The 21,193-nt window shown below is 39.8% G+C and carries 23 protein-coding genes; 5 read left to right on the top strand and 18 right to left on the bottom strand.

Translation table 11 applies throughout. The features are described from left to right. Window positions 1-103, top strand: a 103-nt coding sequence (locus tag H6G26_RS28010) for a transposase (RefSeq protein WP_190733340.1), incomplete at its 5' end; no start/stop codon positions are given. A gap of 392 nt (window positions 104-495) precedes the next feature. Here the strand turns inward: H6G26_RS28010 and H6G26_RS28015 are convergent. Next, window positions 496-690, bottom strand: coding sequence for a hypothetical protein (locus H6G26_RS28015; protein ID WP_190733342.1), 195 nt, complete (start codon window positions 688-690; stop codon window positions 496-498). Window positions 691-741: 51 nt separating this feature from the next. Here H6G26_RS28015 and H6G26_RS28020 point away from each other — a divergent pair, with 51 nt between their 5' ends. After that, a complete protein-coding gene (locus tag H6G26_RS28020) occupies window positions 742-903 on the top strand; it encodes a hypothetical protein (protein ID WP_190733344.1) in 162 nt (53 codons plus the stop codon). Window positions 904-1,378: 475 nt separating this feature from the next. Here H6G26_RS28020 and H6G26_RS28025 read toward each other — a convergent pair whose 3' ends face one another. The 12 genes from H6G26_RS28025 to H6G26_RS28075 form a co-directional block, all read right to left on the bottom strand. Further along, complete coding sequence (locus H6G26_RS28025) at window positions 1,379-1,627, bottom strand: hypothetical protein (RefSeq protein WP_190733346.1); 249 nt, start codon at window positions 1,625-1,627, stop codon at window positions 1,379-1,381. Between the two features lie 25 nt (window positions 1,628-1,652). Continuing rightward, on the bottom strand, window positions 1,653-2,138 hold the full coding sequence (locus H6G26_RS28030) for a hypothetical protein (protein ID WP_190733348.1): 486 nt from the start codon (window positions 2,136-2,138) through the stop codon (window positions 1,653-1,655). Between the two features lie 799 nt (window positions 2,139-2,937). Next, a complete protein-coding gene (locus H6G26_RS28035; protein WP_347242510.1) occupies window positions 2,938-3,915 on the bottom strand; it encodes a TIGR03885 family FMN-dependent LLM class oxidoreductase in 978 nt (325 codons plus the stop codon). Window positions 3,916-4,182: 267 nt separating this feature from the next. Next, complete coding sequence (locus H6G26_RS42915; protein WP_242053913.1) at window positions 4,183-4,443, bottom strand: hypothetical protein; 261 nt, start codon at window positions 4,441-4,443, stop codon at window positions 4,183-4,185. A 114-nt stretch (window positions 4,444-4,557) separates the two neighbouring features. After that, window positions 4,558-4,779 carry an alpha-amylase family glycosyl hydrolase gene (locus H6G26_RS42920; RefSeq protein WP_229561448.1) on the bottom strand — a complete coding sequence of 74 codons (222 nt, stop codon included), beginning with the start codon at window positions 4,777-4,779 and terminating at the stop codon, window positions 4,558-4,560. Between the two features lie 104 nt (window positions 4,780-4,883). Further along, complete coding sequence (locus tag H6G26_RS28045; protein WP_190733352.1) at window positions 4,884-5,738, bottom strand: DUF1206 domain-containing protein; 855 nt, start codon at window positions 5,736-5,738, stop codon at window positions 4,884-4,886. 130 nt (window positions 5,739-5,868) lie between these two features. Continuing rightward, window positions 5,869-6,090, bottom strand: coding sequence for a hypothetical protein (locus H6G26_RS28050; RefSeq protein WP_242053914.1), 222 nt, complete (start codon window positions 6,088-6,090; stop codon window positions 5,869-5,871). 141 nt (window positions 6,091-6,231) lie between these two features. Beyond that, the gene (locus H6G26_RS28055; protein ID WP_190733354.1) at window positions 6,232-6,525 is read right to left on the bottom strand and encodes a hypothetical protein; all 294 of its coding nucleotides are present in this window, start codon (window positions 6,523-6,525) and stop codon (window positions 6,232-6,234) included. 64 nt (window positions 6,526-6,589) lie between these two features. Then, window positions 6,590-7,393 carry a hypothetical protein gene (locus tag H6G26_RS28060; protein ID WP_190733356.1) on the bottom strand — a complete coding sequence of 268 codons (804 nt, stop codon included), beginning with the start codon at window positions 7,391-7,393 and terminating at the stop codon, window positions 6,590-6,592. Between the two features lie 183 nt (window positions 7,394-7,576). Continuing rightward, window positions 7,577-8,221: a hypothetical protein gene (locus tag H6G26_RS28065; RefSeq protein WP_190733358.1), complete on the bottom strand. Its 645-nt coding sequence runs from the start codon at window positions 8,219-8,221 to the stop codon at window positions 7,577-7,579. Window positions 8,222-8,526: 305 nt separating this feature from the next. After that, window positions 8,527-9,096: a DUF3611 family protein gene (locus tag H6G26_RS28070; protein ID WP_190733359.1), complete on the bottom strand. Its 570-nt coding sequence runs from the start codon at window positions 9,094-9,096 to the stop codon at window positions 8,527-8,529. A gap of 522 nt (window positions 9,097-9,618) precedes the next feature. After that, entirely contained in the window at window positions 9,619-9,990 is a 372-nt protein-coding gene (locus H6G26_RS28075) for a response regulator (RefSeq protein WP_190733361.1), read from the bottom strand. A 182-nt stretch (window positions 9,991-10,172) separates the two neighbouring features. On the opposite strand from H6G26_RS28075, the gene H6G26_RS28080 reads away from it, so the two are divergent. Together H6G26_RS28080 and H6G26_RS28085 are read left to right on the top strand one after the other, a co-directional pair. Continuing rightward, window positions 10,173-12,368: an ATP-binding protein gene (locus H6G26_RS28080; RefSeq protein ID WP_242053915.1), complete on the top strand. Its 2,196-nt coding sequence runs from the start codon at window positions 10,173-10,175 to the stop codon at window positions 12,366-12,368. Between the two features lie 233 nt (window positions 12,369-12,601). Next, window positions 12,602-14,476, top strand: a complete 1,875-nt coding sequence (locus tag H6G26_RS28085; RefSeq protein ID WP_190733363.1) for a response regulator — start codon at window positions 12,602-12,604, stop codon at window positions 14,474-14,476. 149 nt (window positions 14,477-14,625) lie between these two features. On the opposite strand, the gene H6G26_RS28090 is transcribed toward H6G26_RS28085, so the two are convergent. Genes H6G26_RS28090 through H6G26_RS28110 form a run of 5 tightly spaced genes read right to left on the bottom strand, consistent with a single transcriptional unit; the run spans window position 14,626 to window position 19,763 of the window. Continuing rightward, a complete protein-coding gene (locus tag H6G26_RS28090) occupies window positions 14,626-15,225 on the bottom strand; it encodes a hypothetical protein (RefSeq protein ID WP_190733365.1) in 600 nt (199 codons plus the stop codon). Window positions 15,226-15,269: 44 nt separating this feature from the next. Next, the gene (locus H6G26_RS28095; protein ID WP_190733367.1) at window positions 15,270-16,619 is read right to left on the bottom strand and encodes a DUF2254 domain-containing protein; all 1,350 of its coding nucleotides are present in this window, start codon (window positions 16,617-16,619) and stop codon (window positions 15,270-15,272) included. After that, window positions 16,616-17,623: a mechanosensitive ion channel family protein gene (locus H6G26_RS28100; protein WP_190733369.1), complete on the bottom strand. Its 1,008-nt coding sequence runs from the start codon at window positions 17,621-17,623 to the stop codon at window positions 16,616-16,618. The genes H6G26_RS28095 and H6G26_RS28100 overlap by 4 nt, the downstream gene beginning before the upstream one ends. 32 nt (window positions 17,624-17,655) lie before the next feature. After that, the gene (locus H6G26_RS28105; protein ID WP_190733371.1) at window positions 17,656-18,471 is read right to left on the bottom strand and encodes a potassium channel family protein; all 816 of its coding nucleotides are present in this window, start codon (window positions 18,469-18,471) and stop codon (window positions 17,656-17,658) included. Between the two features lie 8 nt (window positions 18,472-18,479). Beyond that, the gene (locus H6G26_RS28110; RefSeq protein ID WP_190733373.1) at window positions 18,480-19,763 is read right to left on the bottom strand and encodes a DUF389 domain-containing protein; all 1,284 of its coding nucleotides are present in this window, start codon (window positions 19,761-19,763) and stop codon (window positions 18,480-18,482) included. A gap of 502 nt (window positions 19,764-20,265) precedes the next feature. Here H6G26_RS28110 and H6G26_RS28115 point away from each other — a divergent pair. After that, window positions 20,266-21,177, top strand: coding sequence for an S-layer homology domain-containing protein (locus H6G26_RS28115; RefSeq protein ID WP_190733375.1), 912 nt, complete (start codon window positions 20,266-20,268; stop codon window positions 21,175-21,177). Window positions 21,178-21,193: the final 16 nt, after the last annotated feature.

The raw sequence follows: 21,193 nt of genomic DNA on the forward strand, positions 1-21,193 counted from the left end.
AAATAGTGGCATGGTTGAGGGAATTAATAACAAGCTTAAACTGATTAAACGTTCTGGTTATGGATTTAGAAGCTTTGAAAATTTTAGAGTCAGATGCTTATGAAATTGGCATTTTATTTATTAGTTTGGCATAACAAGTACTGAAGAACCAAGTTTTTCCTCAAAGAGCGATCGCTTTGACCGGAAAGTTGCGAAGGTTTTGGAAAATCTTTCTAAACCCATTAATCGCTTGAAAGTTAGCGTACCTGAAGCATCAGGGGGATGGCTTTTAGGTATGAGTGCGATCGCCCACATCACGCTTGTGAAGCGTCGGCGTTAATTAATTACTCATCGTTCCCGATTACACAACGTAATTATCTCAGTGGATAAAAATTAGGATATAGAATCCCTGGTAGCAGGAGATTAGGTAGTTTAGGAGAGTAAATTTTCAGGTGCAGAGCTACCAAGAATTACTGAAGAAAAATAAATTACTTACGTTCAGTTGGCAACCAGCAGTTAAGTAGACGGCATCCGCGACTTTGAGCTTCTTCCTTGGCAGGGCATGGGGTGCTGAGTAAGGAAATCTGAGAATAGAAGAAGTAAGCGATCGCTAAACCCTTGCCCAGATAGAATTTTAACTGTAGAGCTTTGTTTGAAGGTTTCTATTAGCTTGCGATCGCTAATCTTCCCACTAAATCTAGGTTTCATCATTTAGCCCCAATTTTTATTTCCCCAGAGTGACAAAAGAGGGAACATACTGCTTTGGCTCACAGAACAAAGAATATCACTAACACCACCCTGGAAGATGCCTTGGCACAAGACCAAATGCGCCGTCAGCAAGAGCAATCCATTCGGGTTCCATCCAATGAGTATCAACATCTACTTAAGATTGTCGATTTTTCTGCCTCAAGCCTGTTTTTTTAACTCAGCGTTCCTAGGTCGTTTTTGCTGCTTAGTCTAAACTCTAGTCAAAAAAGCGAAAACCAAAAAGCCATTACCAAAATTAGATGTCTGCAAAAATTTTGATAAGACAGATTTTAAACCAACACTTCTAGATGAGCTTTTCTGAGAAGCTCTTTGCTCCGGAGCAAAGAATGTGTGAATTATAGTTGCACGTATTTTGGTAAACAAGGAATATGGATTAGATAAAGTGCAAAACTAGTGACAAGGTATAGTAGATACATAACCAAGCTTGAGGCTTATCCCTCGGATGTTTGATGGAGTGAAGTTTGAAGTATCTTAATTATATCTTTCTTCCTTCTGCTTTCTACCCTCTGCCTTCTGCCCTAAAGTGCGTAACCTTTTATCATCACCAAAAGTTGCCAAGAACCGATAGTCTTCCCATATCAAGAGCGATCGCAAAAGATTGAAATTTTTTCCTTCCCGAATCCAACATTTATTAACGGTTTTTTAAACGCTTTTCTTTGCCCAATAAAAAAACTAGATAAAAAGACTTCTTAAAAAATGGAATAGAAAGCCTAATATTCACAGTATGGCGCTTGCCAACGCGATTTCCAAATACATTTTTTAGCTCTGCTAATTGGGCATGGGTAAAGCTAGCTGCTATTTTAGGACTAATGGAGGCAAAAAAATGTTGTATAAAAGGATCAGTTGTGGAATAGTTTTTGGTTAAATGCTTTTTAAACATCTTAATTTTTTGTTAAGAATAAAGTTTAAAAATTCGGACTGTGTTCATAATACCAACACTTTCCATCATGCCAGACTCTATGAGTGTGTTCACATTCAAACCCATCACCAATCCAAGGAATTAAAGTAGGAGAAGAGGAGGTATATCTGGTAGTAATTAAAGATAATACAAAAGGAAATAGAATGTAACTGCAAGCCAATAAAATAATTATAAATCCTATGAGGAACAAAGCATTGCCAACAGTCCAAAAAGGATATAAACCTTTGCTAGAGCGTAAACGCTCTTGAGAGCGACGTTCTGAACCTGCTAGCAACACTAGATAAAACCTTAATCCAGGAATTGGTACTGAAACTTTTATGTCTAAAGGATGACGTGCCCAACCATGAGAGCCAAAACTTCTTATTACAGCTTCTAACTGCTCATCAGTGAAAGTATTTGCTATTTTCGGGTTAATCTGAACGAAAAGCTTCTCAAAATCAGGATCAGGATTAGTGTGCTGAAGATTTTTCATTACTTTGCTACTCTCGTTTGTACTGACTCCATACCCTAGCCTTTAATACTAATGTTGTACGGGCGCAGTCACAGCCTTATCTGTGTTCAAAACTGTAAAATATGACTATTTTTTAGGATTAGCGAAATCTCCGTCCGTCACCTCGATAGGATATAGAATCGTTGGCAGCAGGAGATTCGGTAATTTGGGAGAGTACATTTTCAGGTGCAGAGCTACCAAGAACTACAAAAGATAAATTACTTACTTTCTGTTGGCAACCAGCAGTTAAGCAAGTACAAATCAAGCTTGTAATCAAACAATAGAGAATAGAACGCATACTCAGTACTAACTTCAAAATGTACTGAATAATTCTACAAGCGTTTTGTCACTAGTCCGGAAAATTTGCTAGAAAGCTTGTGTCTTTATTGACTTGCAAATTATTTGAACGCTGTTGTTATTATTGTATTTGACTCAAAATTACTCTTGATCACAACGAAGGTTAAGAACCAAGGAAAAAATCTTACCTTTCGCGTTTGATTATTTTTCAAGCCCCAAAGCTCCCGTCTGCGACGGGCTACGCCTATACCTTTCGCAACAAGCAAGAGTTAATGACATCATTTTAAACTTTATTGAGAATAAGTTTGCTTATTGATATAATGGCAGTCGCCCTGATAAGGAAAATAAGTCGCGATTGCTTTGTCTAAGAAATCTAGGGAGATGAGTCGGAGCGATCACTCCAACGATCTGGTTTATGGAGTGAAGTTAAAGATAAACTCAAATTTAGGATTGCTATATAATGACTAAACCTATCAATAAATTACTATACCAAAGCCGGAATAACTTTCTCACCAAACACTTCGATAAATTGCTGCTGTTCCCGGTTAACGTTATGCAAAATTAGTTCATCAAACCCCAATTCAATATCTTTTTTTAACCATTCGATATGTTGTTGAGGATCTGCTGAAATACGAACGTGTTCATATAACTCTTTCGGTTGAACAAACTCCCCAGCCGCATCAAACTGTCGGGGCGATCGCAGTTCTGTCATCACGATATTCTTAAAGATATTATTGCGCCATTGCTGATGAGCTTTTTGGAGTGCTGTTTGCTCGTCACGCTCATAGGAAAGCTGCACTTTCAATATCATTGGCTTGCCTTCCCCTCCGCCTCTACGGAAAGCATCTACAACCTTTTTTAACTTCTCTGGAGGGCGCGAAGTTGTAATCAATCCGTCTGCCCAACTGCCCAACCATTCTGCGGTTTCAACGGTAACAGCAGCGCCAATAATTAAAGGTAGTGTTTGGGGACGTGTATAAAGCTTTGCTTCTTCAACACAGATTAGACCGTGATGAGTGACAGTTTCCCCTGCCCAAAGTGCGCGGATAACATCGACACATTCTTTGAGACGAGCATTGCGATCGCTTTTTACGGGCCAGTGTTCTCCAGTAATATATTCGTTAAGTGCTTGACCGCTACCGACAGTCAGCCAAAAGCGGTTGGGAAACATTTCTGCTAAAGTTGCCGCAGCTTGGGCAATTATCGCCGGATGATACCGTTGTCCGGGAGCGCAGACAACCCGATAGGAAAGTGTTGGAGTTGCTTGCATTGCTGCACCCAACCAAGACCAAGCGAAACCACTTTGCCCTTGGTTTTCACTCCAAGGGTGAAAATGGTCAGAAGAGAGAGCATGAGTAAAACCTGCCTGTTCTGCCATTTGCGCGTATTTTAGCAGTTCGCTCGGTTTAAATTGCTCATGAGAAGCGTGGTATCCAATGTTTGCCATAAAGATAATACCAATTCGTAATTCGTAATTAAGAAAATCAGATTCAGTCTGGTTTTTCGAGGTTGCGTCTGTTGCTTGATTTTGGAGAATTAGTATAAGTTGTTGAATTACTTAACGCGAAACCAGCGATAGCCGTATGCTTCTATTGGGATGGAAGGCAAATTAATGTCCAGAGGTTCCTATTGGGAATCACTAGATATATCAATTAAATGGTTATACTCATCAGATTTTAGCGTGACTGTACATGAACGATCTCCTAGATTATGTAAAGCGATCGCATTCTTACCTTCCGACTCGCAGCAGTGACCAAACACACGGTTGATCAGTTTCTAGAATTTGCCACTTACCGCAACCGAACTCTGGAAACTGCTTGCGAATACGGATTATATGTTCCATCCAATTGATTAAGGAGTTGGGGTCGCGTTGTTGATTTGCCACATTCACTTGTTTATAACCATACTCTCCTTCTTTAATCACAGGTCGGCTAAGAACATCTGACGAAGCGGTAGAAAAGCCGCCATTGAGTGCATCTGACCATTGCATGACTGTGCGGACACTATTTCTCCCCTCAAGTGAAAGTCTTCACCCATCCCAATTTCTTCGCCATAGCGTAGCAGAGGTGTCCCAGGTAAGCTGAATAGCAGACTGTATGTGAGTTCAATCCGACGGCGTTCGCCTCTTAACGAACTCGACAAAATCTCCTAGTGTCCCCAATCGTGGATCAACGTTGTAGTAGTCCATGACATCGTAGCCGTTATCTCGATTGGGAGAAGGATAAAACGGTAATAGCCATAAACAGGTAATTCCCAGTCCAGAAAGATGATCTAGACACTTAGTTAGTCCTTGGAAATCGCCAACACCATCGCCGTCTGAGTCCATGAATGTCTCAACATCTAAGGAGTAAAAAATTGCATTCTTATAGCAAAGATTTTGCATTTTTGATAAAGAGTAGAATCAAAAGTGTATTTTTTTTATCAGCGAATTTATAAATTAGTAATATGTCGATAGCGAGCCTCAATTACGGAATACATACCGTAAGCAATCAAACCCAAAGCCACCACACCTAAAATCCAGGGGCCAAAGGGCTGCTTTGCCAAAGCTGCTAATGCACCAGCTAATCCCCTAGCTTGAGTACCATCCAATTGAATTGCTGCCACTATCATAAAAATGCCGATGATACCAAAAACAATGCCACGAGCAGCAATCCCAAACCTACCCAGACGCATTGCCCAAATTTGCTCGGTCTGACTCATTTGATAAAGTTTAAAATGGTTGCAAAATTTGCCTTTATATGATTGATAAAGGTAAGAAATTCCAACAGCAATCACTGTCAAACCCAAAAACACTACTAACCATCGCCCAAAAGGTTGATTTAAAAAATATATCGTCCAATCTTCGACTGAATCGCTATCGCTACTACTTGAACCCATAATAATTAGTTTTATAGATGTCACAGCCAAACTGAAGTAAGCGATCGCGCTAAAAGCATAGCCCAGACGCTTGACAATTCGTTTAGCATTCATTTTTTTACCGGAATGTTCGGGATCGAAAATAGTTTGCACAAAACGCCAGAGTGCATACCCAATCAGCCCAAGGGTGACGATAGCGAGGAGAAATTTACCGAAAGGCTGGGTGACAATCGTCTCTAACGCACCACTAGTATCTGTAGTTTTGCCACCAGAACCAAATGCTGCCTGTGCTGCTAGCAAACCCACGATAAAATAAACTAAACCTTTTGCAGCATAGCCTAATCTTGCTAATCGCTCAACCCAAAGAGAAGAAGCTGCTTGTCTTACTGGCTGTTTAATGTTTTCAGGAAATGGATCACCTAGTGCCATATTTTTATTTATTCAGGTTGGGTTAGGACTAAATATTTTGAGCCTACCCCAAAATTTATTCTGTTAATAATATGCAGATTCCGGCAATTTTCTACATCCTCCGTAGTAGATAAATATGTCATAGACCTGATTAGCATGGCTTGTCCTGCGTAATTTTGTTTCCTTTTCGTTTTGATTCTGCAATTAAGGCGTAAAATCGAGCCAGAATTTTATCCCAACCTTTATCAATCAAAGGTCGAATTTGTTTTTGGCGAAACTCAAGTGCATCAATCTCTGAACTTGATAACAAAGCATCAACAGTATCCGGTCTTAAGACAGTGATGCGATCGCTTGTTGCGGGATGAGTACTCAAAAATGCCGGCAGCGATATGCCATTTCTTATGGCATATATCCCAGGTTTCCACTCAATTCAGACTAAATCGGCGCTCAGAAAATAAATTTCTAACTCAATATGTTTGAAGTGGAATTGTCCGCCTCTCTTAGTTGCTTTAGCCTAAGGCACGCCTGAAGCATTAACAACTACAAGAGGTTCACCGCGAAAGAACCGTGCATCACTAACCGTGAATGAACTCGAACCAATTTTCTGACTTACTCTGCTTTTAACTGTTACAGAGTTCCCGATAAATTCGTCAGTGTTTTCAGCAATTTTAGATGTATTAGTGATAATTGCCTTTGCCTCAAAAAAGCTACAACTTCTCACTACCATAGCCATGACTACCAGGAAAACTAATACCCCTGTTTGACCTAGAGCCTGTAAGAAATCTCCTCTTTGGGAATTATCATTCATTGCCCTTATGGTTATTTGTCTTGCGGGTATTCATGTAAAGCTTTCCTGATAGCTATAGAATATTTTATTGTGGAATTGCTGAGGGATATACCTCTGTTGCAACTAATACAGGTTTATTAGTGTATTCTGCTTCTAGCTGCTTTTGTAAAGTTAAATCCCATTTCAGGTTATATTCTCGTTCTAGTTCAGCTACAACAAACGGACGCAACACACCTGTGACTGCAACTTTCTCACCTTCATTGACAGTTGCTTTGGGAGTACCGGCACGGATCACTAACAAGTCTTGTCCACCAAATAATTTGTCTTCGTCTAAGGTGAAAGAATTGGCATTTCTGATGTTTTCTACTTCACCTGTCACTGCCAAGTTTTTACCGTAGTATAGTTGAGGGTTTGTGGTAAGTTCACCTGGTTTAGGAGCAAGTGCAATTGATTGAGCGATAATTGCAGGTTGGGTTTCGTACTCTTTATACAAGTTTGGATCTAAGCCCAAGTTGTAATCTCGATTAATATCTGCAATCACAAAGTTACGAACTGGGCCTGTCGCTTGAATTGGTGTATTTGGGGCAGTAGGCAAGGTAAAAGTTTTACCCGAAGCATTTACAACTAAAATTGGTTTAGCACTAAAAAATTGCTTATCGGCAATTGTGAAAGTTGACGGCCCCAATTTTCTGACAGGTGTACTTCTAATTGTTACAGTTTTGCCAATCAGTTGGTTTGTATTATCTGCAACTTCTTCTGTAGTCACATTGGTTTCTGGTACTGCGGCTTGTTGATCTAAGTTGTTGGTACAACTTCCAAGCAGCATTGCAGATATTGCTAAAGCAATAGTTCCTTTAGAACTCCATTCAGTTTGCATAAAGTTAACCATTTCAAAATCTCCATTTGGGTTGACTAAATATCAAGTTCAGATCATGACTTATTATTCAAAAGCTTTTACATCAGTCCTAGTGATAATTTTTCAACTGAACCTGATATTATTGAACGATCACAAAACTTTTGATTTGTTGTAATCAGCGTTTTAAGGCGTTCAACATTTTTGCGGTGAATTATATTAATTCAAAAAGACTTGACCATCTTTTTGAATTCTCAATACGCCTTGATTGTCATCGAAATTGGTTGTTTCATCTAACGAAACTGCGAGTGTCCCTTCAGAAGTAGATGTGGGCATAACTTTAAGCAGTCCACCATCTTGACGTACCAAGGTAATACTGATAGGTGTTGGTAAGTTACGTAAGACAAATTCTTGTCCACCTGCAAGATATCGAGGTTGGGTCTGACCGATTGCTTGATAAGAGATACCAGCGTTAGTGTTATTTTTCAATTTCACATCGACTGTATCTGCTGTTGGTGTAATAGTTGCAATCGCACTTTGCCGACTTTCTGGAGTAGGTGGTTGTATAACATTTATGCGTCTTCCATTCATAGGATAGGCAGGAACCATATTACTCTGGGAACCAGTAGTTCCCTGTTGTCCTCCGAATCTTAAAGTTGCAGCATTTGGTGGACATCCTACTGGAACCATAACTCGATTGCGGTGTGGTTCTTCGTAGAAAATACTAGGGCAAGGATTAATTTGGGAAGTTTGCGGCTGTGCTACTGCTGATTGAGTAATTGCAGAGAACCCGACTAGCAGAGTTCCAAAAATTGTTCCTACTAATCCAACTTCTTTTAAAGAAGAACGATTTAGTTTGTACATAACTACCTCCTGACAGTTTCATTTTTGCTTGTTATTTGAAAGTTCAAATATTGACATTTAGTGAAAGATTAGAGAATATTTTTAGTTAGCCTATTAACTATTCTTGCAATAATCTTTTAGGTCTAGGGAAAATTGATCTGCTCAACCAAAAGAGGAGAATGAAAACAGACAGTCTGTATTTTTGGGTTAGATATCTATGGTGGAAAAGTAGAGCAGAATCTTAATACATTTGGCAAATACTATTTTAGATATAGGTTAGTACTTCTATAGCCATAGCTGGCAGAATCAAATCAATACTGTGCCCATTACTCTTCTAACCAATAAAGTAGACCTAGAGAAGTAACTCCCCCAAAAAAGTGAGCGCCAATCATGTTGACGTTTGCTAACATTACAAAAATGTCTAGCGAACGAATTACATTCTCTGGCTGATAAATTGCAACACCTTGAGGTTGTGCTACTGCTTTACCCAAAATGATTGAAACCGTCACTTCAGAAGCAATAAAAGCTATTAATAAACCTACCAAACTTACAATTAATCCAATTCGTAAATTTTGAATTACGTCTTCCTTACTGGGATGGTTTTGAGAATTTGGTGTTTGTAAAAGTTTAGCCATTTTTCGATAACGCAAAGCCCAATAGACTCGAAAGCACAGCAATAAAATACCAACAATAGCCAAAAATATTCCAAACCCTATGCCTGCATTGCTTGTCTGAGTAGTAATGTTACGGCTAAAACACGCCAGCAATACAGCAATGCCAGAAATACCACCAAGTACTAATTGTACCCAAAAAGTAATTCGACTTACTAAACGCAATGTAGCAGCAAATTTTTGCTTGCTTGGTGGATGTGAAAGTGATTCTAAATTATTTATCATATATAATATACTCCCTAAGTAGATGATTTAAGTAAATATAAGACGTTGGAGTTTAACTTCATCTTTTATATAAAACTCACAAATTAATGTATTTACTTTTTGGAATATTAGTTGTTTTACTGAAAAGAAATTTATCTTAAATTCAGAACTAATATTTATTGATTTAGTTCTAAATTAGAGAGTAAAAGTGGAAAACTAGTGGAGGATATGTATTTTCGGAAAAAACTACGACTTAAGAAAGAGACTACCAAAACTATAGATAGACCCTTTTTTTCCAAGGAAATCTACCTGAAAGTAGAGAGACTACTATCGCAAGGCGGAAGTCAAAAGTCAAAAGTCAAAAGTCAAAAATTTTAGAAGACAGGCTTTTGAACGATTTGAAATAGTTGCTTTATTTACGCCGCGCTGTACTACAGTAATCCTATTTCTGGTATCCAGCTTTTCACAAATCATTTAGGACTGCTATAGTATTACTTAATTCATGAATAGCTAAACTGGAAACACCAGATTTTGTAATATACTTTAGCTCAAGGCTGCTGCTACTTGAACAGCTAGTTTCTGAGGATTAAATGGTTTACTGATTATGCCTCTGACACCTAGATTATTAAATAGACTTTTGTCATTATTACGTCCTCTTGCTGTAAGTAAAATCACAGGTATATGTTTAGTTGTTTGATTAGCCTGTAGTTTTTGAAAAGTTGTCAAACCATCCATATCAGGCATCATTACGTCCAAAAGTATGGCATCGGGTTGAGATGACTGAGCTAAGAACAATCCTTGATTACCTGAAGTAGCAGTCAACACCTCCCAGCCCCCCATTATTTCTAGACAAGTCTGAATCAATTGACGGATGTCATCTTCATCATCAATCACTAAGATTTGCTTAGAGGTCATCGTTATTATCTTCCTGTTTTAAATTATTATTACTTAGTGCTTTAATTCTTCGAATGTATGTAATGAGGGGCATTGTTTAAAACTACCATCCTCTTAAAATTAATTTTTAATGGTAAAACTTGAAAGTGGAAAACTAGAGTAGAAGTTTAATAAACAGATGGCATAACCAGAAGTAATAGAAAATGTGGAGATTGACACGATGGGCTTCTCTTCTCCTATCGGAGAGGCTGCGCCAACGAGAGGCTTCTCTTTCAGAGACGCGAACGCGAACACCAATGCTAATGCCAACGCCCCGCCTTTCCTACGGGGACGCTAGGCGATGGTCTCCGACCGACCGGAGGCCATCGCAACTACAAGGCTATAGCATTGCATTCTTAACGGTTTTACTAGCTTTACTGCTGACACTGCTTCTATGGCAGCTACACAGGCTGAATTCTATTTACCCACTGTTTTTAGCTGCTGTCATGGTTAGTTCCTGGTATGGTGGTTTCAACCCAGGATTGTTGGCAACTTTTTTGTCTGCTATTGTCTGCGTTTACTTTCTTTTGCCCCCTTTTTATTCTCTGGCTGTTACTGGGTTCAGTGTAATAGGGTTATTTCAGTTTGTGCTGGTAGCAGTGTTGATCAGCTCACTTAACTCCGCACTGCGCCAGGCGCGATCGCAAGCTCAGAAAAACGCGCAAGCCGCCCAGCAAAATTACGAGTCTCTACGTCAAATTCAAGACAGTCTGCGCCAAAGTGAAGAACGTTATCGATTGTTAATAGAAGGAGTAACTAATTACGCAATTTTTATGTTAAATCCAAACGGTAACTTTACCAGTTGGAACATTGGAGCCGAACGTATTTTAGGCTATCAAGAAGCGGAAATTATTGGTCAACCTTTTGAGCGAATTTTTTCACCCGAAGCAATTGAGCGCGGACAACCACAACAAGTATTAACAAAAGCCGTAACTGAGGGTTTTTCTAAGGAAAATCGTTGGCATCTCCGTAAGGACGGTAAATTTTTCTGGGCGCATTGTGTAATCACACCTTTACGAGATGAAAATGGAAATCTGCGCGGCTTCTCTAAAATCATGCAAGATATTACTGAGCGCAAACAAGTTGAAGAAGAAAAGGAGCAACTGCTGCTACGAGAACAAGCCGCACGCGCTGTTAGCGAAGCGGCACAAAGTGCAGCAGAAGCTGCAAACCGTTCCAAAGACGAATTCTTAGCAATAGTATCCCATGAATTACGTACCCCCATGACTGCAATTATTGGTTGGGCTGGGATGTTGCAAACGGGTGCGCTAGATGAAGCTAAAGTAACTCTTGCATTGGAGATAATTGAACGCAACGCTAATTTACAAATGCAACTTATTGAAGACTTACTTGATATTTCGCGTATTGTTAGAGGAGAACTTTCACTCTCCATTGATTTGGTACATTTAGTAGAAGTAATTACAGCCGCAATCGAAGTTGTACAATCACTGGCAGATGCTAAGAGTATTCAAATTGAAACTATACTTGACACTTCAATAGAAAAAATTTCGGGTGATTCAGATCGCTTGCAACAAGTTGTGTTAAATCTGCTCACCAATGCAATTAAATTTACACCCGACGGTGGACGAATTAAGGTGCGGTTGTCAAAGGAAGTGTGGAATAGGGAGTGGGGAGCAGGGAGTGGGGAAGAGTTTTCCCAACCCTCAATTCCTAACTATGTTCAAATTCAAGTGAGTGATACAGGGCAGGGTATAAGTGCTGACTTTCTACCTCACGTATTTGAGCGCTTTTGCCAAGCAGATAGTAGTCATACTCGGTCAAATAAAGGACTAGGTTTAGGGCTAGCGATCGCCCGTCATGTGGTAGAACTGCATGGTGGCACAATCCAAGCCCAAAGCCAAGGAATAGGGCAAGGTGCAACATTTACAGTCAACTTACCCATTTTAGAAGAAAGCAGACAAGAAAGTCTTTCCCCCCCATCTCCCCCATCTCCCTTATCCCCCAACCTCCTTACCAACTTGCGAGTGCTGGTTGTAGATGACGAGGCGGATGTGCGGCAGTGGATTACCGCAGTACTCGAAGAGTCTGGAGCGAAAGTTAGTACTTTTAGCTCTACAAGACAGGCACTTGAGGCACTAGAAGAATTACATCCAGATGTGTTAATCAGCGACATTGGGATGCCAGGCGAGGATGGCTACGCGCTGATGCGTAAAATCAGAGAAATTGAAGCAGAACAAGGCGGGCGGATTCCTGCTGTTGCACTGACGGGGTATGCCAGGGTAGAAGATTACAAGGAGGCATTAGCAGCAGGGTTTCAGCTACATATTGCGAAACCAGTTAGAGCAGCTGAATTAATTGCCGTTGTTGCCAGCCTGGGTAAAATGTCTGGTAAAATCTGAGCAATTTTTTAAATATAGACAAAATCAGAAATTGAGCGATTGTAGAGACGCGATTCATCGCGTCTTTACCCAAGGATATAATGCAATCATTAATTGAATTGGTATTAGATAGGGCGAATCTGTTGCTTAAACCTTGCCTTTGATAGATGTCATATAAAACTGAAAAGGGCATAACCTAAGTTATATAAATTTGATTACAGCGCTCACGGTTGCTTCTACAAGCAAACATTTTCATGAGAATTCTGTTGGTTGAAGACGATGATTTGCTTGCTCAAGCTGTAGCAAGATATCTTACCAAACAAAATTATGTGGTTGATATTGCTGCTGATGGTGAAGCCGGTTGGGAATTGGTTAATGTCTGTCACTATGACCTGATTGTGTTAGATATTGTTCTACCAAAGCTAGATGGCATAAGTCTTTGCCGACAATTACGGCAGTCAGGTTATCAAATGCTGATTCTTCTTTTAACGGCAAAAGAGACTAAAACTGATAAAGTTATCGGTTTAGATGCCGGAGCAGATGATTATGTAGTCAAACCATTTGATTTTCAAGAGTTATCAGCTCGGATTCGTGCTTTATTACGTCGAGGAAATACTTCTTTACCTCCTGTTTTGGAATGGGGAGCCTTGCGTCTCGATCCTAGTACTTGTGAAGTGACTTATGCAGACATTACACTAAATTTAACAGCAAAAGAGTTTAGCCTTTTAGACCTTTTTTTACGTAACAACCAGCGCATCTTTAGCCGGAGTGCCATTGTAGATCAACTTTGGAGCGCTGAAAAAGATCCACCTGAAGAAAATACGATTAAATCTCATATCAAAAGTTTACGGCAAAAGCTAAAAGCAGCAGGTGCTAACTATGATTTTATAGAAACTGTCTATGGAATGGGTTATCGTTTAAAAGCTCTAGATCGTGAGCAAAGTTGCCCGAAACCTGAGCCGGAAATAGATTTAAAACAGCAGCAAATTCTACTAACAGCCATTGCTCAAGAGCGGGAAAATTTCAAAGCTAAGGTTGGTTCGCGCATTGCAGTATTGAAACTAGCAGCTGATGCTTTAAGAAAAGGTACACTTGACGCTCAATTGCGGCAAAAAGCAGAGCAAGAAGCTCACAAACTAGCTGGTTCTTTGGGTAGCTTTGGCTTTCCAAAAGGTTCGTTATTAGCCAATGAGATTGAAGATTTACTTCAAAATCAAAAATCTATTAGCCAAGCTAAATGTTTTTATTTAGATAAGCTCTTGATGGAGTTGCAACGAGAGCTAGAAAAAAGCACAGTTGAACAAACCCAAAATCTACTATTAGTAATTAGCAATGATCAACAAGTAGTTGAGGAATTGATAAAGGAGGCTGAGAATCAGGAACTACAAATTAAAGTTGCTACTAATCTCACCGCCGCCAAAAGTATAATCTCATCCTTGAACCCCGATGTGGTGCTACTTGATATTGATATTCAGAAAGACAGCTTGAAATTAATAAGAGAATTATCCCAGCGAACACCTATGGTGGGCGAAACGCCAACGCCACAACTACCTGTGTTAATTTTTACAGAGCGAAATGATTTTAGCGATGCCTGCGGCGGGCTTCGCCTACGCCTAGAGGTTGCACGATCTGGGGGACGTGCTTTTTTGCAAAAATCCATGTCTCCTAACGAAATTTTGGAGTCAGTGGCCCAAGTTTTACAGCAAACTCGTATTACTAAAGCGAGAATAATGGTTGTAGACGATGACGCACAGACATTAACTGTTATACAACAATCTTTAGAAGCTTTAGGACTTACTCTAAAAATTCTTGAAGATCCACACTACTTCTGGGATAATCTGACAGAATTTTCTCCAGATTTGCTAATTTTAGATGTGGAAATGCCTCATATTAATGGCATTGAACTTTGTCAGGTAGTACGTAACGATCCGTACTGGAAGTTTTTACCAGTACTGTTTCTGGTTGATAATTTATCAGCAGATATTGTTGAGCAAATATTTGCGATCGGTGCTGATGATTGTCTAAGTAAAACTGCTAAAAACTCACAAATAATTACTTGTATATTGAACCGTCTAAACCGAACAAAACTAGTTATGAATATAGCTTTAGTAAATAGACCTCTTGCATAAGTCGAATAGACCCCCCTTATAAAGAAACTTGAAATATTGCGCCCTCCCCAACACATCGGGTAGGGTTGGGGAGGGGTGATTCAAGGATTTTTGCAAGAGGTCTAATAAAAAGTATTCATAGTTATTTCAAGTCTTAAATATTATGTCATTTAAATGTATGTCTCAGTTTGCGAATGATTTGCCTCTGCATTACGATTTGTCCAATTTCGCAACGCCCAAAGGCTAATTAAAGCTGCTAATCCAGCCCCCAAAGAGTCCATCACTAAATCAATAATGGTGTCATCCAAGCTTTCAATTACTTGGGTATTAAGAATTTTGCCAGCAGACCATTCCGTGACTTCCCACAAAGCACCAATAGCAATTCCAAAACTAGTAATTGTCACTAAATACAAAAGTGTATGATTCCGAAATATATTCAACATTGAACCATAGACTAAAAAACTAAGTGCCAGGGTAATTGCAGAAGTCGTATAAGCATGAACAATCTCGTCATAGGGGCCTGGCATACCAAATAAATTCCACACCCAACCAGTAGCATTGAGCAATGCAGCCAAGACAAACAAAAAATCAAATAAAGTGGGTAATTTATCATCTCGGATGACAAACACAAAGGATACAACAAGGAAAAAAGCGAGACCCAAGGCATTTGACCATTTACCTTGAACTGCTGCGGCTATGACAAAAATTGTTAGTAGAGCCTGTCCTATCCATGCGATAATTCGATAACCTTTCCAATTCAGAATTTTCATAGTTATTACCTCAAAAATATTAATTTAAAACGCCATTATTCTGATTAATCCCAATCCTTATTATTGTCATCATTATTTAAATTTTTAATGACCTGATAATAACTCTCTTCTACATCTTTGCGGTCTTGTTCTTGTGATAGCTCTTCACGGCTATCTTGTAAAATCATGTCGGCATGATGGTGCAGGCTTGCTTGATATTTAGAATTATTGGTGTAAGTAGCAATTGCAGCTATAGCTTCTAACAAACGAATAGTTACTCCTGCATCCGACTTTCCATACTGCCGAATTTGGTTAAAAGCACGATCAACCAATCCTTGAAAATCGACTCCTTCGGCAATGAAGCGCAATTTTTTATTTTTATCGTAGCGGTAGGGCGAAGGGAAATCTCTTTGAACTAAGTGGCACAGTCCTGCGCTAATTCGGTCAATACAGCGAATTGCAGTAAATGGATCGTTTATTCCAGGGGAAATGGCACGCAGAGCAATTTCTACTAATTGATCGATTGGAAACTCTATATCCTGTTGTTCTGTACGTTCTTTGCCCAAAATAAAAGCATCATTGATTTGTTTGGTAAGTTTTTTATTTACTTTCTTTCCAGGAAAAACCAATGCTAAATCGCTACCTTGAATTAGAAATTTCCCCGGTCTAATCTTAAGGCGTACTAGCAAATTATGTTTACAAGCAATTTCCATCAATTCTTCGTCATCAATTGCTTGTAAATAACCAGTGCCATTCGCTCGAATTGGTAAAGCTTCCTCCTCAAAAGACATTGGAATTTCTTCAACTCCTTGTCTGTATTCTGGTTCACCATACCCAATCTTTTCGGGGAATAACCGTTCAATTGCTGAATGTAAATCATCACTAACATTTTGGATTACGTAAGATGCCTGAATTATGGTTGAAGCATGATGGATAAAATAGATTAATATACCAATGCTAATAATTGCCAGTAAAGTGCCGACTGTAACCGAAAGTTGTGGCACATACTGTTCGTATCCATCTCCCTCTCCATGAATTGTCCGCAGTACAAGCAAGCAGTAGATGAACGTACCAATAAATGTGCCTAGTACAATTTGATTACCTGTATCCTGCATAAAATTACGCAGAAGTCGCGGCCCGAAATTGGAAGCAGCCAACTGAAGCGCCACAATTGTAATTGAAAAGGCTGTAGCAGCAACGCTAATCATCGAACCTGCAACCGATCCTAACAGCGATCGCGCTCCATCAGCTCCACCTGTGTAAACCCACCAATAATCAATGTCTACCTTGCCTGTACGGTCAAGATTAAGCATTGTGAAAGCCAAAGCAGTAGCTACCACCGCCATAACCGTCGGTATGAACCAGTAACTTGAGTGGAGCTGATCCCAAAGTTTGCTTAACTTGACATTTCTCATTGTTCGTTGCTTTGAGAATCTACTTTACCGTTGTTATCTTCTGAGGAGCGTGCTTGAGCAAGTAACCTAAGCGAATCGCTGATGCGGCGAGGCTTCGGTACTTCACCTTTACCTGCGGGCCAACCTTCACGCTGACGGGAACGGTTTCCATCTGTCTCTTCTGTCTGGTCGTGGAACAGAATTTGTTGAGTTGGGAAAGGTAAGTCAATGCCGTTTGCAACAAGCGTTTTCTTGATTGCAGTAATCACTTTATCCCGCGAAATAAGATTATCTGCGCGTCGTGGTGGATGAACCCACCAACGCACACGGATGTTAACAGTGCTTTCGGCAAGTTCCATTACTAGTACATCAGGAGCCGGATCTTTTAAAACTTCATTTACACTAAGCATTGCGTCTAGCATTAACTGCTTGGCACGGTCAATGTCATCGTTGTAACCAATGCCAACATCGTATTCTAATCGTCGGTTATCAAAGGCAGTGTTTACAGTTACCGAATTAGTAAACAATTCCGAGTTAGGAATGACAATCCGCCGACCGTCATAAGTTCTGATTGTTGTCGCGCGTGTCTCGATATTTTCGACAGTTCCCTCAAAGCCTTTAAAAACAATTTGGTCATCAATTTGAAAAGGTTCAGTCAGCAGAATTAAAATTCCAGCTAAGAAATTTTGCAAAATATCGCGGAAAGCAAAACCAATTGCAACACCACTAATTCCCAAAAGTTGTATCAAATCACCAGCTTGAAATGTAGGAATCACAATGGAAAGGGCGATAAACAACCCAATCAAAATTGTTAGGCCTTGTGCTAACCTTCCTAGTACTAATCCTAGATTTCGAGCAGAACGACGGTTGCGAGTTAAGCGCTTGACCAGTGCCTTAATTCTGCTAGCAATAAACAAAAAGAAGATGAAGACAATTAACCCTAATAAAATGTTTGGTAGCAAAGCTATCAAACCGTTAATCATGCTTTGAATCTTATCCCAAGCTGTGGATATTTCTGCATTCATGAAGTTTCCTCACTAGTTAATTTTTTCTAACGTCAACGCTCTAAATTCTGATGCAATAATTCTTGAATTTCCCCCCGCAATGCTGCGATTTCTTTGTGAAGCATTTGAATCGATTTCGCTCCAGCTAACTCTGCTTCATCATCATCGGCATCACGACCAATAAAAAACGTTGCCAGAGTTGCAGTGACATAACCAAACACGGCAAACGCATATAATGCTAAGAAAAAACAAAGCACCCGTCCTTCGGGCGTTTTGGGCGAATAGTCAGAACCCATCGTTGTCATTAGCATGGCTGTCCACCAAAAAGCAGTGCTGTAGCTGTGCAGCCCTGATTCCACAGGAACTTCGTTTTCAAATGTATACATCCCTGCTGCTCCTACTACAGTAACGATCATTGTTAACGCCACAACATAACCAAACCCTCGACGGCTAATACTTGCTCCTAAAACCCGCATCCCTCGATTAGCACGAGTCATAACTCGCAACAGTTGTAGCCCTCGCACAGCCCGTGCTGTTCTTAATACCCGTACCACCCGTATAATCCGAAAAGTACGCAGCGCTGGTAACACCAAAGAAATAGCTGTTAGCCAGTTGCTTTTGATATAGTCAGGTTTATGAGGAGCGATCGCTAGTTTAAGTAGAAAATCTAATATAAAAATAATCCAAATAGTGATGCTAAAGGCTTCCAGTAAAGAGTTTAATCCCCAGATGATCTCGATGATGAATAATGCTAGCCATACAAAGCCCAGCACCAGCATTGGAATTTCTAACCAATCTTCCAACTGTTGCAAGACTTCATTACGTTCTTTTTCTAGGGCTTGTTTTTTTGAAAGCTTTGAACTACTCATAAATGGTCTTATTGTTTACTAGCAGGTGTTTCTAGCACATTGACATCAACTAAAGGTGTCACATTAAAGTCCTGTTTCAATAATTGAGTTTGAATTGATTGGATGAGGCGATCGCGTATTTCTTCACTAGACGCTGTAACTCCCGGTTGACGCTGCACATAAACAACAGATAGCAGGGTATTTTGCCCTTCAATATTGGATCGTGTAAAGCGCACATTCGACTCGACTAATTTTGCTAAACCAACTTGTTCCACAGTTTTCTGAACTTGGGCGTTAGCACGTTGGGCAAGGCTAGAGCGTTGTAAATTGGGAGAATTAGAGAACTGCCAAGTTAGTAAACCTGCCAACGCTATGACAGTGATCACCAAGGCAGAAAAGAATACCCGTTTTTTACCACGCTGATAGCGAGTTTCTTGAGCAGACAGCCCGAATACTCGGAACAAAAGTGCTGCTGAAAAATTAATACCGCATAGTTGCAAAAACAGTAAGAATAGCTCCGAAATTACCATGTCCCATCTGCCAATTGCGCTTGCCATACCGATAATTCCCGCAGGTGGAGCTAAGGAAGCGGCAACTAGCATCCCGGTTGCTGCCCCAGATACTAAACTACTCCGTTCTGACTGCACCAAGTTGAGCGCTCCTGCTGCTCCGGCTGCCAATGGCAAAATCACTGCGACTGCTGAAACTTGGCTACTTTCTACCATTAAACTAGTGGGAATTTCTTGCCGTAATATCAGGCTAAGTAGCCAAGTAGTGGCAATTGTGACTGCTAAAGCGGCAAAATATCGTAAAATACTCCGTCCTAAGAGTTTGCGATCGCCCCATGCAGTAGCGATCGCTGTATTCATTGCCGGGCCTGCAAACGGTGCAATCAGCATTGCCGCCACCAGCAAGTAAGCTGTACTAGTATACAAGCCAATCCAGACTACAAAGCCTGCCAGTGCTGCATAACTAAGAAAACCTCGCCAAGAGGCAACACTTTGCAAACCAGAAAGAAAAATCTCAATCGGACTGCGTTCTTCCACATCTACAACTTGTTGCGGCGCTTCCAATGCAGGGGGTTGCAGAGTCATCACACCAGTTGGTATGAGCGTAATTTGTACTTTGGGCAAGTCTTGCAACTTCTCCAGAACTTTGCCAACTTCTCGATTAGAAACATGAACAATCACTACATCAATCGGTTCTTCTGCATTTCCTTCAAATCGAGCTAGATTTGTGCCGTTATGAGATTTGGCAATATCGATAATAGCTTTTCCATTTCCTCGTGGTACTTGGATAATGAGTTGGCGCATTTTACCCCCCTGCCGCTAAGCATCTTGCGTTTTCAGACAATAACTCAACTACCCAAAGAAAGATTTTTTGAAAGATGTATCTCATATTTAATTAACACTTAATTTTTATCCGTAAAATTGGTACATAGTAAAACAATTGCTGCTTAAGCTAGTAAAAAAGGTTCTATAAGGAAAATTTCATTAATTTATCGTTTGAGACTTAGATTAAATCTAAATAGTGGAAAAGCCGTGGAGAACTCCGCTATATTTTTATTCTCGAAAGCAAGCTTTAGTTTTATTACTTAGACTTAATTTTTTTTTATTAACATGAGCTGTTACTAAAACATTAACGTTTTTGATATTTTCATTATTGCGTTATCTATACCTAAGGTAATAAATATAGTCATTCTTTAGTAGTATTTTAAGCTGTAGGAGAAATTTCTCCACTAAATCTCCACTATTTGTTAATAACTATTGAAGTATTAGAAATAATAAATAATTGAGAAAACAGGGGGCACGGATCATGACACAGTTAACTAAATTAGTGTCAGCAGGTGTATCTTTACTAACTTTAAATTTAACAGTACTTGCAGTTGGAGCATTAGATACCTATGCTCAATCTTCCCCTACAAATACCTTTAGTGATGTTCAACCTAATTACTGGGCACAGCCATTTATTCGAGGTTTGGCTGCAAGAAATATTGTAACTGGATATCCTGATGGTACATTTCGACCAGAACAGCCAGTAGACCGAGATGAGTTTGCAGCAATTATTCGTAAAGCTTTTGACCAACCACCAACTCGCCAAATACAAAGTGGTGCTGTATATAAAGATATTCCTACTAACTATTGGGCTACTCGTCCCATTGAAGAAGCATATCAACAAGGATTTATGACGGGTTATCCTGGTGGATACTTTCGTCCCAATCAATCGGTTTCTAAGGTTGAGGCTATAGTTGCTTTAAACAAAGGTCTGAATCTAACTACTGGTACATCAGCAGTTAGTGTACCCACAGTCACGCAAAGAGTAGTTCCCCAAAAAACCGCACAAAAAGCTGTAAAAAGACGTATAATGCCACTAGCATTTACTACTTTAATGCAGCCTTTATTAATATCAAAAGCCCCAGCTGTAGCAGCTAATCCTGTAAATCCTAATCGTCCTGCGTCATTTATTATTACTAACACTTACGCAGATGCTAATAATATTCCGCAATATGCAGTTGGAGATGTAGCAGCCGCAACTAAAGCAAATATAGTGGTCAATTATCCAAATCCTAAAGTTCTTAATCCAAGTAAATCTGCAACTAGAGGAGAGATTACAGCTTTAGTTTATCAAACTTTAGTTTCCCAAGGAAAGATAGAAACAATTGCTATTAATTTACCTGCCAATCAGTATATTGTTCGTACTCCTGTCAACAAACAAAATGCTCAATAAGTGCGAATTCCTCAAA

The sequence above is a fragment of the Nostoc sp. FACHB-888 genome, from assembly GCF_014696655.1.
Classification (GTDB): Bacteria; Cyanobacteriota; Cyanobacteriia; order Cyanobacteriales; family Nostocaceae; genus Nostoc.

Coding starts and splice junctions, on each gene's coding strand:
- H6G26_RS28015 (WP_190733342.1), bottom strand. CDS start 690: ATGATGAAACCTAGATTTAGTGGGAAGATTAGCGATCGCAAGCTAATA.
- H6G26_RS28025 (WP_190733346.1), bottom strand. CDS start 1,627: ATGTTTAAAAAGCATTTAACCAAAAACTATTCCACAACTGATCCTTTT.
- H6G26_RS28030 (WP_190733348.1), bottom strand. CDS start 2,138: ATGAAAAATCTTCAGCACACTAATCCTGATCCTGATTTTGAGAAGCTT.
- H6G26_RS42915 (WP_242053913.1), bottom strand. CDS start 4,443: ATGCAATGGTCAGATGCACTCAATGGCGGCTTTTCTACCGCTTCGTCA.
- H6G26_RS42920 (WP_229561448.1), bottom strand. CDS start 4,779: ATGGACTCAGACGGCGATGGTGTTGGCGATTTCCAAGGACTAACTAAG.
- H6G26_RS28045 (WP_190733352.1), bottom strand. CDS start 5,738: ATGGCACTAGGTGATCCATTTCCTGAAAACATTAAACAGCCAGTAAGA.
- H6G26_RS28055 (WP_190733354.1), bottom strand. CDS start 6,525: ATGAATGATAATTCCCAAAGAGGAGATTTCTTACAGGCTCTAGGTCAA.
- H6G26_RS28060 (WP_190733356.1), bottom strand. CDS start 7,393: ATGGTTAACTTTATGCAAACTGAATGGAGTTCTAAAGGAACTATTGCT.
- H6G26_RS28065 (WP_190733358.1), bottom strand. CDS start 8,221: ATGTACAAACTAAATCGTTCTTCTTTAAAAGAAGTTGGATTAGTAGGA.
- H6G26_RS28070 (WP_190733359.1), bottom strand. CDS start 9,096: ATGATAAATAATTTAGAATCACTTTCACATCCACCAAGCAAGCAAAAA.
- H6G26_RS28075 (WP_190733361.1), bottom strand. CDS start 9,990: ATGACCTCTAAGCAAATCTTAGTGATTGATGATGAAGATGACATCCGT.
- H6G26_RS28080 (WP_242053915.1), top strand. CDS start 10,173: ATGTGGAGATTGACACGATGGGCTTCTCTTCTCCTATCGGAGAGGCTG.
- H6G26_RS28085 (WP_190733363.1), top strand. CDS start 12,602: ATGAGAATTCTGTTGGTTGAAGACGATGATTTGCTTGCTCAAGCTGTA.
- H6G26_RS28090 (WP_190733365.1), bottom strand. CDS start 15,225: ATGAAAATTCTGAATTGGAAAGGTTATCGAATTATCGCATGGATAGGA.
- H6G26_RS28095 (WP_190733367.1), bottom strand. CDS start 16,619: ATGAGAAATGTCAAGTTAAGCAAACTTTGGGATCAGCTCCACTCAAGT.
- H6G26_RS28100 (WP_190733369.1), bottom strand. CDS start 17,623: ATGAATGCAGAAATATCCACAGCTTGGGATAAGATTCAAAGCATGATT.
- H6G26_RS28105 (WP_190733371.1), bottom strand. CDS start 18,471: ATGAGTAGTTCAAAGCTTTCAAAAAAACAAGCCCTAGAAAAAGAACGT.
- H6G26_RS28110 (WP_190733373.1), bottom strand. CDS start 19,763: ATGCGCCAACTCATTATCCAAGTACCACGAGGAAATGGAAAAGCTATT.
- H6G26_RS28115 (WP_190733375.1), top strand. CDS start 20,266: ATGACACAGTTAACTAAATTAGTGTCAGCAGGTGTATCTTTACTAACT.